Consider the following 14,146-nt stretch of genomic DNA (forward strand, 5'->3'; position numbering starts at 1 on the left):
GGATCAGAAGGTTTGGGGTTCGAATCCCTACGAGTGCACCGCTAAAGCCCTAGAGATTTCTCTAGGGCTTTTTTATTAGGTTGCGTTTTTTCTGAGACTCTTTTTTGGAGGTTTGTGTTTTTCGGCACTATCCAATAAGCGGATTCCTTTTTTGCAGTTGGCGATATTGATTTCGGCCCCGGCAGTTTTTTCGAGAAGCAAACCGAGTTCTTTGGGCAACTGATCCCTGAGTGGCTTGTTCGCAATCGCAGTATTTTTGTTGTTGCAAGAAAACAGTCCTGTAACCAGCACTAAAATCATGAAGGAGCTATATATCTTTCTTCCCATAGGCAAATAGACCATCCTGCTGTCTGTTTATTGCAATAATACATTTTTTGGACTTAAAGTCTCCAGGCTTGGCTTTAAATATCGGTTATTACCGGAAACAAGAAACGAATATTGATTAGATCAATGCGAATATCAACTCTATAAGTCTATTTCGCGGGGGAATGTTCAATTTTAATAGCGGCCAGCAGATTCAAAGCGTACAAATAACTTGATTATACCATTTACCGTTAAACAACTTAAGCAAATGAAAAACCTACTGCGATACGGATTAGCCATAACAGCAATGGCCATTATATTTTTGGGGCAAACTGGGTGTCAATCTTTTTCAGATCCCGGCGAAAAAGGGGAAGTGGTGAGCACCAGCCAGTTTCAGGAACTTAAAAAACAAAAAACAAGCGATGGGAAACGCGTAGCCGTTATCGGCAAGGTAACGGTAGCCAATTCAAACCTTACGCTAAAGATGGGCAGCCCAACCAGCATGACCGTTGATGACCAGGATGGCCAACTGATTGATTTCTTTGATTTGTACCACGGAAAAGGCAAGAACGAGTTTTACCTGCCTGCCGATTTTACGCCAAAAGACCTCGTATTATACGATAACGAAGGAAAACCACACCATTATGATGAAAGCATTCAGCTTTCGTTTACCATGAAAAGGGTAACAGCAGTTCGGCCCGAACAAGATCCCCTTACCGGCGCCTATGTTTGGAAGTACGAACAGCTCAGGATAGATCCGGCGAAGTAGGATTTATTTCCTGTTTCAGGCATTCCAAATGGGCTCTCAGGCTTTCCTCTCCAATTGCATCTAGCAACTCGGTTATGCCATAATAGTCGATTGCAGTAATAATATCGACATGGGCAAGCAATTGATCGTGGGCTGTAGCACAAGCATTAAATTGATGCATGGACGAAGCCAGGTCAACACAACTTGGCTCAACACTTTTTAACGTAAATCTCATACTCGTCTTTCCAATGCTCTAAAGCTTGTTTAAATGGCCATGCAGGCAAAAACAAAGAAACATCCCTATTATACGTTGCATTCTGCCCGACATGGCCAATTTCTTATGATTTTGGTTCTCTTCAATTCGGTTCAACCGATGCAGCACCCAGCTTTACCTTTGCCATGCTTGTTGCTGAACAACTAAAATTAACATCGAAAGCATGAAGCAACCCAACCACTTGAGCATTATAACAAAATCATGTGATGGCATTTAACCATATAGCAATAAATTGCTGCCTGCTGGTTAAAAATGGTTGCCTGAATTGATGTAGCTGGCTAACCTCCATCTAAAAGGTGGCAAAACAAGATTTACTTTCATATTTTGTTGACGCATTAAAGCAAAAGGGAACGATTTATATGGCAAAAGCGATTTGGATTTAGCCAAACAATAGCTAAAATTTGCTATTATATAACTTCAATATCGCATGAATTAGCTATTATTATCATGATACCCTAACTGGCCACGAATCTAACCCTGTACTTTTGCTATATTCATCCCGTTTATGAAAAAAAGTGACGCTATCGCAATTGCCTTTGACGACCATCTCTTGTTTGCGGACTCCTTTTCGGCACTTATTGAACGGCTTGAGCTTTTTCGTGCTGTACATACCATTAGCGAAGAACGCGAGCTGATTAATTTCCTGATCAGGCATTCGCAATCGCCCATTTATCTCTTTTTAGACTATTACCTCAAAAACAAAAACGGCCTTCCGCTTATTAACGAAGCCCGGCGATTAAACAAGCAGATGACCATCATTGTAGTGAGCTCTGTTACCAGCCCGGTTGCCATTACGAATATCCTCAGCTACAACCCGCATGGTTTGGTCAGCAAATCAGCTGGTTTTAACACCATACTAGAGTGTTTAACAGTAATTGATGAGGGTAGCCAGTACATTTCTCCAATTCTGAGCAACATCATTTCGAATGTAGACCTATCCAAAAAAATACTGTTTACTGGACGCGAGCTCGAGGTACTGCAGCATTTTGCACAAGGATTGTCAATTGCCCAAACCGCAGAAAAAACACACCTCAGCAAGCACACCATTGTAGCCCACCGCCGGAAGATGATGGCAAAGGCAAACGTCAATTCCATTACCGAGCTGTTGTCTTATGCGCGTGAACAAGAACTCATATGATGCCGCCACTTTAAATCTCCCTCTCTAATGAATACCTGCTCCTGCTTTTCTAAAAGCCTTTTTCATGGCCTAACCGTATTTTATCTGCTCTTAGGCAATCTAACAGCCGTTGGCCAAACCAAAACCAATGCCGTAAAAGAATTCGATAAGCTAAATCAGGCTTACCATTCGGGACACTTATTGGCCGCGCAATATTTCCTCAAGGCCGATTCGCTAACCCATCAGTTATTGTCAGAAGGAAAGCACTTTGAAACCAAAGAGCTGGTTGGCCTGCTTGGGCTGTACGAAGACCTTGCCTGGAGCAAAGATGAGTACCGCCGTGCCCGGATCAGTTATTATTTCCTTTTTTTCAACAATGCACGCATCTTTAAAAAGAAAGGCGCTTCGATGTACTATGCCGAAAAAATCACGGCAGAATACAAAAAGAATGGCGAAAAGCATCCTTTGGTTGAACAATTGCAAAAATGCAAAATATACCAGGAGCAAAGGCTGTACAACAAGGTTATCGAGCTGTACAAAAAAGAGAAAAGCTATTTGGAAACCCTGCCTTTGTTGTTGCAGCGCCGTGTAGTAGACGAAGCAGTTGGATTAAACGCCATGTATATTTTGTCGCCCACCCTGATGGGCTACATCAAGATGAACGACACCACAGCGGTACGCCAAACCGCACAATTGGCCATACAAATCGGCACCGCCATTCAGCACAAATATCCGATCAAAAGAAGCCAGATGCTTTACAACGATTTGTTGCTGATCGACATCGAGCATTCGGTAGCCAATTTCGAACACCGGTACGATGACGCAAAAAGCCTACTCAACCGCATGCAAAACCTGAAAGTTACCTATCGAGACCAGGCAACAAACTTTATCGACATCAACGTAGCGCGATTGCGGATAGAAAACTACCTTAACCTCAAAAAGCCAGACAGCCTTAGCGTTTATATCGCGAAATACGAATCCTCGCCTAATTTTGGCCAAAGCCAAAGTGCAGACCTCGACGAATACAAAGCCAAACTTCAACACCTTAAAGGCAATGACAAGGGTGCCTATGATTACCTTACCGATGCCCTGAAGCACGAAAGAGATTTGCAGGCCAGCCTCATGACAGAATCAAGCGACCTGCTTTATGCCTACACACAGGCCGAGCATAGCCACATCGCCTTGCAAAAGACCGAGCAAATTAAACAGCAGCGGACTTTTTGGCTAGTACTGATTTCTGTAGCCGCCTCAGCGCTTATCCTTGCCATTTACCTCATTATGATTTACAGAAGCCGGAAAGCAAGGGTACAGGTAGAAGCCCTTAACCAGGTGGCCAATATGCAGGTTATTGCCATGGAAGAAGTAAAATATCAGGCCGTAAAGGAAGAGCAGCAACGACTGGGGCAAGACCTGCACGACGGCCTTTCTTCTGCCATGGCCGCTTTTAAGAACCAGCTCGAAGTGCTGTCGATGGATATTGAAGATATTTCCTTAAGGAATAAATTCATGGCGCTTCATGTAGCGATGACCAAAACCTATGAAACCGTAAGGAACAAGAGCCATGAATGGTTCAGTGCAGCCGATACGCAACGGGAACTGTCTTTCGAAAAGCAGATCAAAATGCTGACTGATGGTTCCCTGCCTGATAGTCGTTATCAGAAAACCATCCACATCGACGATAGCTCGCTCACGGGTATAGGGCCAGATACACGGATTACCCTGCTGCGCATCATTCAAGAAGCCGTGACCAACATCATCAAGCATGCCAAAGCCAAAAGCGTAGAAATCCTGATTTATGAAGAAGCCGGACACCTCATACTGACCGTTAACGACGACGGCATTGGCCTGGCTGAACAAAAATCTGGCAAGTCGAATCTGGGCTTGGAGTCTATCCGCAGGCGTACCAAATACCTAAACGGTGAATTGAAAATCAATTCTGGTGCGAAAGGAACCGAAATCACGATATCCATTCCAATCGTATTGGCTTAATTTGAATGTACCGGAGCAATCTTGGCCGTTTTTGCGGTCGCTGGAGCAACCTTCGAAACGGGCGCATATTTAATGGCGGGAACAATTTTGGCTTCCTTTTTAGCCGGTACATTATTCGGTTGTTTGTCTATGCTTTTAACAAGCGTATCAGCTTTTGGCTTTGCTGTTTCTTTTTGCACATTTGCTTTTTGTGCCTTAACGCCGGTTACAATTAACAAGGCACTTAAGAGGGTGAAGATTTTTTTCATGACTTCCTGCTTTTGATTTTTATTGTTCTTTACTGCCGGGCTTGGTTGCGGTTTTATTCGTATCGGGAACTACCGGCGGAATAGAATCAGTGACTTTCTTATTTTTCTTTTTGAACAAGCTGTTCAATTTTTCTTCGGCTTTGCTTAAGGCCTTGTCTGTCGCTTTGTCGGCCGTTTTATTTACGGCTTTATCCACCACCTTGTCGGTCGAGCGGTCAACCGAATTGCCTAAAGCTGTTTTTGCTTTTTCTTTGAGTTTGCTCAAAAATTGTGCTTGCGCTACCCCTCCTACACCCAAGGTGAAGAAAAAGATAAAGATTACTTTTTTCATCTGTTTAAATTTTTGGTAAGTGATGAAACCTCCAGATTTATCCATCCCGCTTTCGGTCAGAAAATCTGGGGTCTTAATTTTTCCTAAGTAAAAGTAACCCAGATAGGTATGCAGGTCAATCGTTAAAAAAGATGATTTTTTTGATTAAATCGGAACGATATTCCTGTCTATAAACCACTTGTTGTAATCTATGCCGTATTCGCCACCATAATTAATACATATTTCGGTATGCGCCCCGATGTTTTCGCGAGCGGTAAATACCAGCTGCTTTGCTTCCCTGTTAAGCAAATACACCGCATTGGGAAATTGCCTATGGTTGTACATGGAGCCAAAGCCCATGGCGAGCGACAGCGTATGTTCTTCCTTATTGAAATAAAAGCTGTAATCCATCATGGCAGTGGCGCTCAGCGGGACAAATTCTTCGGCAGGGATGATGATAACCGGACAAACTTCTATAACTTCTCCTTCGGTAAGGTCTGTATGGCAAAAAACGCCCCTGCCCTTTCCCTTTATGTTTTTTAAGTACAACCGTCTTTCCATCGATTTATGAAATTGTTTTATCGATTAGGGTTTGTCATTGATCCGGATTGGGAAAATAAACCTCCCGCTGATCGTTTGGCCTGCCGTTATAGTTTATGGTTATTTCGCAGCCCTGCTCAATGGTTCGATAAGCATAAATATTCAGTGTATTCCTCCGTTGCGAAAAGGTGTAAAAGGCATTTGCCATGGCCGAATGATTGTAAAACGAAGCATAACCAAAACCAAATGCAGCGGGCCTATCAGGCTTGCCTAACAAAAAATAGTAATGAAAGAGCTTGGTAAGCCTTAGGGTTTCTTTTTCATCGGCAGCCAAGAAAATAATGGGTGCCTGTTCTATCAGGCTCCCTTTCCTTATGCTGCTTTTGGCAAATACACCACGGCCGTGAAGCGGGCTTTCCTTTACTTCAATCTGCTGTGGCTGATCAATCCTGTGCGTGAAGAACATTAGTTTCCTTTATGCTGCGTATTGGCATTTTTGGCCGCTCTTTCTTTGGCTGCCTTAGCTTCAGCTTCCTGTTTAGGGTCGGTAGCCGCTGCTTTTGGATCTTTTGCAGGAGTTGCTTTCGGATCGTCATGTTGCGCAAGTTTGGCTTCTTTGGCTGCTCTTGCCACCGCTGCCTTGGCGGCCTCTTCCGCTTTAAGATCGGTACGTTCGGCCTTTGGATCTTTTGCAGGAACTGCTTTCGGATCGTCATGCTGCGCAAGTTTGGCTTCTTTGGCCGCCCTAGCTGCCGCTGCCTTGGCGGCCTCTTCTGCTTTAAGATCGGTACGTTCGGCCTTCGGATCTTTTGACGAAGTTGCAGGAACAGCAGTTTGGCTGCTGCCCGGATTTACTGTTTCTTTTTTGACCACGGTGGTTTGCGCCTTAACTGCCGTTACAAACAGCAAGGAACCTAAGATGGAAAAGATTTTTTTCATGACATTTTAATTGATATGGTGTATGCTAAACAACAAGCCTCTATTTTGCAAGCCTATTCCAGCAAATTCCTCACGGCATCGAAGTCGAAATTTTTGGTAAAATTCTCTACCAGGCTTTGCCCAAGAGGAGTTTTGACGTACCTGTAGGTCAATTCGATCAGGTAAGGCTTTGCTGGATTTTTTTCTGAGCCCTTGAAATAGTCAGGGTTGTATCGGTAGAGCGTAATCCCATTTTTATTGTCCCAAAAGCCACTAAAAGTGAACGACCCTGTTTTTTGTGCATCTTCTTTGGTATCGGCGTTGTAGGTATCAACCGATACATTATCGTTAGGACCCGGACCGTAGCTGTTTTTCCAAGTAAAGGTTTCGGCCTTGGGCTTTACCACTGCTGGTTGCGCCAACCAGGTGGCTGTATTTTCTTTCAGGGTCTTTTGTACAAGCGCTTTTTTGGCTTCTATTTTTTGTTGCCAATCAGGATATTTGGCCTTTTTTATCAACAGGTTTCGTTTGCCGTCTTCATACAACCGAGGGTATTTCTGGGGATTTTTCATCATCCCTGCAGATTCGGCTTCGATTGCCTTGATTTTATCGGCAATCAACAACCCTTCCCTTTGGTAATACACCAACAAGGCTTCGAGGTACGCTTTGCGCGTAACCGGAATGAACAATAAAGCACCAGGCTTTGTATAATACCAATGGCGAGTCATGTACACGCTGCGATTGCCTTGTTTTACCGTGCTTTCGGGCACATCCTGATAAAAGCCTTTACTGTTATTGATATTTTTGGAGGCATCCATTTTGATGAAATCGTATAGTGCGATGAACTTGCCATTGTATTTTTGGGGCGTTTCATAGTAATAGGCCTCGTCGCCAAAAGAAAAAGCATTTTCTATTCCGGTATAACGGTTAACGTATGCACGAAAAACATTTTCGTATTCGCCGTTTACCAACATTTTATTTTTGACACAGATGTATTCGTAGCAGCCCATATTAAGGTCGTAGCTTGCCAAGGGATAGTTGCCCGCCAACGCGGTTGGGGTATTACCCGAAAAAGTGGTTTTGAGCACGCAGCCTTCGAGTTTATAATTGGCACGGCTTTGTTTTTCGAGCGTTTCAATTTGGGTGAGCGTGGCATTGGCCACCATTTTATTGGCCGCTGTACCCAATGCATCGAACCAATGTGCCTTTTGCTGGGGCGATTCGCAATGAGCCGCATCAATATGTTTTCCAGGCAGGGCCTCCAGGTCTTTTGACGATTTGCAATCCTGGGCATTTGTCGGCTGGATAGATGCCAGGGAGGCCATTGCCATCAAAAATAGGTATTTCATAAACTACCGGATTAAAATTGTTTTATTCCTGATAAAATTAGGTTGGCCAGACAAACTTGGCAATCATTAAAAAAGATGGTTTTTTATTTCTCCAATCTTAGCGCATAGGCCACGCTTGGATTGGCCGAAGCATTGATAGACAAATATCAACAACGGATGTTTTTAGGGTTTGATTTTCACATTCGCGTTATTGTTGCTTGTGCTTTATTCAACCGACTGCGGTAAGGTTAAAAGGCTCTGCAACAGATGTTAAGGCTGATGGTAGTATTTGTTTTTAATTTCGGAAATTAAAGCCGCAAGTTTTTTGATCCTCGTTTCGTCAGAAGGGTGTGTAGACAGAAATTCGGGTACTTTGTTTTGGTTAGCCGCATTCATACGTTGCCAAAAAGGAATAGCTTCGTCGGGGTCATAGCCCGCCATCGCGGCAAATATTAAACCCAATCGATCCGCTTCGCTTTCCTGCATGCGACTGTTGGGCAATGCCAGCGCAAGGTTAGAGCCTACCAGATACAGCCCGAGAAACAGCGCCTGTGTTTGCTGTTTCTTTTCCTTCATGGCTTCCTGCAGTATCATGCCGCCCAGGCTAATCAATAGGCCCTGGCTCATGCGTTCGTTGCCATGGCGTGCAATGGCATGCGCAATTTCATGGCCCATCACCACAGCCAGTGCATTTTCGTTTTGCGTGTACGGCAACAATCCGGTATACACCACCACTTTGCCACCAGGCATGCACCAGGCATTTACGGTAGCGGCATCGATGGTATGGTAATCCCATTTAAAATTTTGAAGGTCTTTGCCCAGGTTGTTTTCCTGCATATATTTTTCTACCGCCTGCTGGATTTTTGTGCCTACATGGGTTACCAGCTGGGCTCTTTCGTCGTGCGGAGAAAGGGTAGCACTGCTTTTTACCACCGAAACGTATTGCGTTAAGGCCATAGCCGTTATCATGGCATCGGGCACCAGGTTGATTTGCTTCCTACCGGTAATGGGTATGGTTTTGCAAGCCAAAAATCCGGTTGCAAGCGATGCCAAAACCAAGAATAGGGGCTTTTTCATCAATAGTTATCTGATTCCTTTAAACAAATCCTGGGCTTTGTTGCCGAATATGGGCAATGGCTTTTCTTCGCCATTAACCGCACTAATGAGCGCAAAAACCCAAAGCACCAAAAAACCCAACAGAACGAGGCCAAGGGATATGGAGATGATATGCCCCAGGTATGGGATAAAAGCAACCAGCAGCTGGACGATACAAACCCCAAATGCACAAAGCATCAAAAACAGGGATTGCCTGATATGGAACAAGGCTAACTGACTTTTATTTTTACTCAACTGAACGTAGGCTATAATCCATCCGATAATGGTGATGTAGCTGATAATTGCCATGGTTTTCTCGTCCATTTCCTGTGTCTGCTCTGTATTCATTGCTTAAATATTATGGTGAAAATGAAATTTACAAGGTAAAAGTAGCTTAGAATAAGAGGCGCATCAATCGTTAAAAAAGATGATTTTGTAGGCTGTTGGGGAGCATCAAAAAAAGGATGGAGAATATGAAGCGCTAAAATTTATGCCATTGATAAATAAAAGGGGCTACACTGCTATTTCAGTTGGTGAGAACATGGCTTCCAAAAGCTATTTTTATAGACAGTAAAACGGATAATTGCAAGAAGCCTAAGTCTTTTAAAGAAGGTAAGCCCTCATAGAGTTAATCAATATTGCTATAAAAGCGCCCCGACATCTTTACATCACCTTGTCATCCCTTACCAAATACAACGGAAATACCTTTGCAGATTGATCTATTCTTATCCGAATTACAATAGATCCCAGAAACATTTTGCGTACATTTATGTTAATAGTTTAACTTATTCTCAATTGACATGGAAAGATCAGAAATCATAGCGCTGCTCGAAGTAATCAACCAACAGGTAAGTTCATCCATACTGGGCGGCATGGAAGAAGAGTATGAAGAACTTGAAAGTATGGGCCTGATCACGATCGACCGCAAGTCTGTACAATGGTCTGCGGCAATGACCCCTGAAGGAAATGCCTATCTGGGGCATGATTAGCCCATCGCTAGTTATCGTTGCAATAGTTTGCAAATTCAATAGGAAATGTCAATCGATTTTGGAGCAGGTATAGGCACGGCTCTTAACTGTAGTCAATTTTCGTATACCTAAGACTTCATCTGGATTCGGCTATATTTTGTGTATTTCAGTAAAAGTATCCACCCTATTTCGTTCCAAACTGTCCAGCCCGATCAGGGCTTTTTCTTTTTAGTACCTTTCCATCTGGAAGAACATCAAGCCGCCTGACCACAGATCCGGCAGGTTCCCCAAAACGCTTTTGCTCTGCAAAAGCCCGGAATCCGCATCCAAAGCAATCTCAGATCATAGTCATATATATAGGTAGGCTTAAAGCAGAATAGACCTGCCGTTTTTAGGCTCCAGATAAGCCAGGATTTATTTTCAGTATGGGTAGTGAACGGATGATCCAGAAGGGATCATCAAAGTCTTAAAAGGCCTTAAAATCAACCGACTGCACACTTTTAAGCGAAACAGGGTGTACACTTTGGAGCGAAAGATGTGGCCACTTTGCAAAAAAAGATGTGGCCACTTTTGGAATAACCCCCAATTATAAGGGGTATAAATGTTAATATTAGACCAAATATCAACAGAAGAATCAGTACTAAGGTTGATGATTTGCCTTTTTTATATTGCTGATATAATGAAACTTTTTTTCCATATCGGATTGAGAGAGTGTTAACTATTCAGTCCAAATATATAAACATTAATAAGCTCACCGCTATGCTCACGGGGAAAATGTGTCAAGGAAAAAGTACGATAGTACGCCCTTGACTATGTTCTACACAAGCGATTGGCGAGATATTTGAGCAAATATCATGATGATCGTGTAGCATTTTCGACTGCGTAGGTGAGCCACACTGAGATAGCTGGTGGATTTAGCCTTGAGTTAGCGAATGCTAAATTCAGAGTAAGCTATCATAAGTTGCGCCACTTTGTTAAAGCATAAGGAATGACAAATAACATTTGGCGGTTCTTATGCAACATTCGTAGCAACGAATACCAATCAACCTAATAATTAACGCACTGCCCCGCCCCAAAACCTACAGGCTGAAAAGTTAACGCAGTTGCCTTGTAAAGCGACAGTACCGATGATAAAACCACCAAACAAATGACTTGACTTAGCCTTTGCAATCTCTAAGCCGAAAAGAGTGAAAGGCTGAGTTCAGGAATGACATAAAGTAAAAATTATGAACACGCTTTTCTAGCTTCGAAACACTACGTTTTTAAGACAAAATATCCTAAATTAGAGTGCCCATCCAACCGGAAAAAGAATGAACAAAAAGACGCTCCTCTTTGCCTTTACATTCCACATTATTTGCGGAATGGCCTTAGCGCAAACTCCTACAGCTTCAAGGAATTATGTAATGGAAACAACGGTAAAAACAAATGGAGTTACCGATGCTTCACAATTGGCTTCGTTAGATGTAGATTATGCCAACCGTACCATCACCTATTTTGATGGACTTGGCAGGCCAATCCAAATTGTTCAGTGGAAGGCAAGCCCGAACAGAAAAGACATCGTGCAGTTTATGGTGTATGATGCGTTGGGCAGAGAAGCCGTCAAATATCTTCCATACGCGGAACAGACAAGCAATAACGGAAGCTTTAAAGAAACTGCTTTGGCCAACCAGACGGGCTTCTACGGCTCGGGAAGCTGGGATGCAAATGTTGCAAGAAGTCAATACCCGTTAAAAAGAACAGTCTTCGAGGCATCCCCGCTCAATAGGGTTTTGGAGCAGGGTGCAGAAGGTGCTTCTTGGCAACCTTACAGTTCCGGCATATCAAATTCGGGCCATACCATTAAGGCAGACAGCAAATTCAATGCTGTCAACGAAGTGCTTCGCTGGACAACAACAGGCTCTGGAGCAACGGCATCTTCAACTTTTCTCCCGAACACTTTATATAAAACAATAACCAGGGACGAGAACTGGACAAGCGGGAAAGGTGGCACTGTCGAGGAGTTTAAGGATACGGAAGGAAGGCTGGTGCTAAAGAGGATCTGGCAGGACGAAAGCACTGCTCTGTCAACTTATTATGTTTATGATGAAACTGGAAACCTTAGATATGTAATCCCCCCTGCGGTTTCTTCGACAACCTTTACAGAGACTGATGCCGTTTTTAAGAATTTTGTCTATGGCTATCACCATGACGGCAGAAAACGGGTCATAGAAAAGAAAATCCCGGGAAAGGGCTGGGATCATCTGGTATACAACAAGCTCGACCAGATCGTAATGACGCAGGACAGCGTTCAGCGCATCAACGGCAAATGGTCTTTTGTGAAATACGACGCGATAGGGAGAACCATAATAACAGGAACAGCAAACAGTTCTTCAAGTCGCGCCTCTTGGCAGGCCAGCATCGATGGGCAATCCGTGCTTTGGGAAAGCAGGGACGACGCCAACAGCAATGGTACTGGCATAGGCTACAGCAATCTCTCCCTTCCTGTTGCAGGAATAGCCGAATACCTCAATATCAGCTATTATGACGACTACAGTTTCTATGGAAACAGCTTTGGCCAGCCTGTTTCTCCTCAGGTTGCAGACGGGCGGACCAGAGGCCTTGCTACTGGAACAAAGATCGGAATATTGGGAACTGGCGACAGGTTGCTTACTGTCAATTATTACGACGATAAAGGCAGGATTGTACAGACCAAAAGCGAAAACCATTTAGGTGGTACCGATATTATCGATAATGCTTATAATTTCGCAGGAGAACTGACCGCCAGTACAAGAACACATTCGGCCAATAGTACAACTACCATTATCGCCAATTCTTACAATTACGACCATTCAGGGCGTAAAATTAGCACCAAGGAAAACATAAACAGCCAAGGCGAAGTAGTGCTTAACAAATTCGAGTATAATGAAATCGGCCAGCTCAAGCAGAAAAGCCTTCACAGTACCGATAATGGTGCGACCTTTCTGCAATCGACAAAATTCTCGAACAACGAACGGGGCTGGCTTACCGGCAGTAATTCTCCCGAGCTGAGTATCAGGTTGGGCTATGACACAACCGCCAATCCACAATACAACGGCAATATCAGCACGCAGCTATGGGGCACTGGTTTTGGAAACAAATTCATGTATGCCTACGATAAGCTTAGCAGGCTGACGAATGCAACAAGCACGGGCATCTACATGAGCGAAGCGATAGGCTATGACGCAATGGGGAACATCGGCTCGATGAGCAGGGACGGTGCAACTACGAGCATTTACAGCTATACGGGCAATCAGCTCAACTATATTGCAGGCGGGCCTTTGGCCAGTTCTAGCTATGCCTATGACGGCAACGGCAATGCGACTTCTGCCACCGTTGGCCCGGCGAGAACAACCGTATCGCTGGCTTATAACCAGTTAAATCTTCCCGTTGCCGTAACAGGCTCTGGCATCAGCCTATCCTACGTTTACAATGCGGTAGGACAGAAACTGAAAAAGACGAACAGCTCAACCGGAGCTGTATCGGACTATATAAACGGCATCCAATATTCAAACGGCTCTATAGAATTTATCCAGACTGAGGAAGGAATTGCAAGAAAAAGCGGGGGAAGCTACAGCTATGAGTACAATCTCACAGACCATTTGGGAAATGTGAGGTACACCTTTAACAAGCATCCCACCACTGGAGCCTTGCAAAAACTACAAGCCGACGATTATTATGCCTTTGGATTGAGGAAATCGTCCCAATTCGGCAACAACAAGTATCTTTATAACGGAAAGGAACTACAGGAAGAACTGGAGCAGTATGACTACGGCGCAAGATTTTATGATCCTATGATAGGCAGATGGAATGCAGTTGATCCTTTGTCTGAGAAAATGAAAGTACTTTCTCCATATGTTTATGGAGCAAACAATCCAATAAGATTTATAGATCCGGATGGCAAAGAAATATGGATAGGATTTAATGTGACTGATAAAGATGGTGGTGTTACCCATCAACAAGTGCAGTACAGAAACGGGAAACTATATGAAAAAAATGGTAAGGAATATAAAGGGAATAATAACTATGTCATGGAGGTGACCGATGATTTGAATAGGCTTTCTAAAGGTGACAAGGAATTATCTAAGCGATTAGGCACTCTTCAAAAAAGTAAAAACAAGCATATAATAGTCATGACTGAAAAAGGGCAAGGAGACCAAAACTCCGCACTATCAAAAAGTGACGACATGAAGGGGATTCCAACAGGAAGCTTAACCTGTCTCTTATACACATCTAAAAAAGGGGGGGGGGGGGGGGGGGGGGGGGGGGGGGGGGGGGGGGGGGGGGGGGGGG

Annotated in this window: 14 protein-coding genes; 5 read left to right on the forward strand and 9 right to left on the reverse strand. The window is 43.8% G+C overall.

Annotated features, from left to right (window positions below; genetic code table 11):
- Positions 1-75: 75 nt before the first annotated feature.
- Positions 76-327, reverse strand: a complete 252-nt coding sequence (locus JHD69_RS16915) for a hypothetical protein (RefSeq protein ID WP_199141527.1) — start codon at positions 325-327, stop codon at positions 76-78.
- A 244-nt stretch (positions 328-571) separates the two neighbouring features.
- Between JHD69_RS16915 and JHD69_RS16920 the strand changes: the two genes are divergently transcribed.
- The 3 genes from JHD69_RS16920 to JHD69_RS16930 all read left to right on the forward strand — a co-directional run bounded on the left by JHD69_RS16920 (position 572) and on the right by JHD69_RS16930 (position 4,431).
- The gene (locus JHD69_RS16920) at positions 572-1,072 is read left to right on the forward strand and encodes a hypothetical protein (RefSeq protein ID WP_199141528.1); all 501 of its coding nucleotides are present in this window, start codon (positions 572-574) and stop codon (positions 1,070-1,072) included.
- A 758-nt stretch (positions 1,073-1,830) separates the two neighbouring features.
- Positions 1,831-2,463, forward strand: a complete 633-nt coding sequence (locus tag JHD69_RS16925) for a response regulator transcription factor (protein ID WP_199141529.1) — start codon at positions 1,831-1,833, stop codon at positions 2,461-2,463.
- A gap of 27 nt (positions 2,464-2,490) precedes the next feature.
- Positions 2,491-4,431 carry a sensor histidine kinase gene (locus JHD69_RS16930; RefSeq protein ID WP_199141530.1) on the forward strand — a complete coding sequence of 647 codons (1,941 nt, stop codon included), beginning with the start codon at positions 2,491-2,493 and terminating at the stop codon, positions 4,429-4,431.
- Here the strand turns inward: JHD69_RS16930 and JHD69_RS16935 are convergent.
- From JHD69_RS16935 to JHD69_RS16970, 8 genes are all read right to left on the reverse strand, one after another.
- Positions 4,428-4,679, reverse strand: coding sequence for a hypothetical protein (locus tag JHD69_RS16935; protein WP_199141531.1), 252 nt, complete (start codon positions 4,677-4,679; stop codon positions 4,428-4,430). The genes JHD69_RS16930 and JHD69_RS16935 overlap by 4 nt on opposite strands.
- A gap of 19 nt (positions 4,680-4,698) precedes the next feature.
- Positions 4,699-5,010 carry a hypothetical protein gene (locus JHD69_RS16940; RefSeq protein ID WP_199141532.1) on the reverse strand — a complete coding sequence of 104 codons (312 nt, stop codon included), beginning with the start codon at positions 5,008-5,010 and terminating at the stop codon, positions 4,699-4,701.
- Positions 5,011-5,154: 144 nt separating this feature from the next.
- The gene (locus tag JHD69_RS16945; protein WP_199141533.1) at positions 5,155-5,550 is read right to left on the reverse strand and encodes an SET domain-containing protein-lysine N-methyltransferase; all 396 of its coding nucleotides are present in this window, start codon (positions 5,548-5,550) and stop codon (positions 5,155-5,157) included.
- 34 nt (positions 5,551-5,584) lie between these two features.
- Positions 5,585-5,995 carry an SET domain-containing protein-lysine N-methyltransferase gene (locus JHD69_RS16950; RefSeq protein WP_199141534.1) on the reverse strand — a complete coding sequence of 137 codons (411 nt, stop codon included), beginning with the start codon at positions 5,993-5,995 and terminating at the stop codon, positions 5,585-5,587.
- Positions 5,995-6,468: a hypothetical protein gene (locus JHD69_RS16955; RefSeq protein WP_199141535.1), complete on the reverse strand. Its 474-nt coding sequence runs from the start codon at positions 6,466-6,468 to the stop codon at positions 5,995-5,997. The genes JHD69_RS16950 and JHD69_RS16955 overlap by 1 nt, the downstream gene beginning before the upstream one ends.
- A 53-nt stretch (positions 6,469-6,521) precedes the next feature.
- Positions 6,522-7,796, reverse strand: a complete 1,275-nt coding sequence (locus JHD69_RS16960; protein WP_199141536.1) for a hypothetical protein — start codon at positions 7,794-7,796, stop codon at positions 6,522-6,524.
- A gap of 249 nt (positions 7,797-8,045) precedes the next feature.
- The gene (locus JHD69_RS16965; RefSeq protein ID WP_199141537.1) at positions 8,046-8,852 is read right to left on the reverse strand and encodes a M48 family metallopeptidase; all 807 of its coding nucleotides are present in this window, start codon (positions 8,850-8,852) and stop codon (positions 8,046-8,048) included.
- 6 nt (positions 8,853-8,858) lie between these two features.
- Entirely contained in the window at positions 8,859-9,218 is a 360-nt protein-coding gene (locus JHD69_RS16970; protein WP_199141538.1) for a DUF4870 domain-containing protein, read from the reverse strand.
- A gap of 452 nt (positions 9,219-9,670) precedes the next feature.
- Between JHD69_RS16970 and JHD69_RS16975 the strand changes: the two genes are divergently transcribed.
- Both JHD69_RS16975 and JHD69_RS16980 read left to right on the forward strand, forming a co-directional pair.
- On the forward strand, positions 9,671-9,859 hold the full coding sequence (locus JHD69_RS16975) for a hypothetical protein (RefSeq protein WP_199141539.1): 189 nt from the start codon (positions 9,671-9,673) through the stop codon (positions 9,857-9,859).
- A gap of 1,289 nt (positions 9,860-11,148) precedes the next feature.
- The coding region (locus tag JHD69_RS16980) for a DUF6443 domain-containing protein (protein ID WP_199141540.1) at positions 11,149-14,146 on the forward strand (2,998 nt) is incomplete at its 3' end.

The organism is Pedobacter sp. ASV12, assembly GCF_016429155.1.
Classification (GTDB): Bacteria; Bacteroidota; Bacteroidia; order Sphingobacteriales; family Sphingobacteriaceae; genus Pedobacter.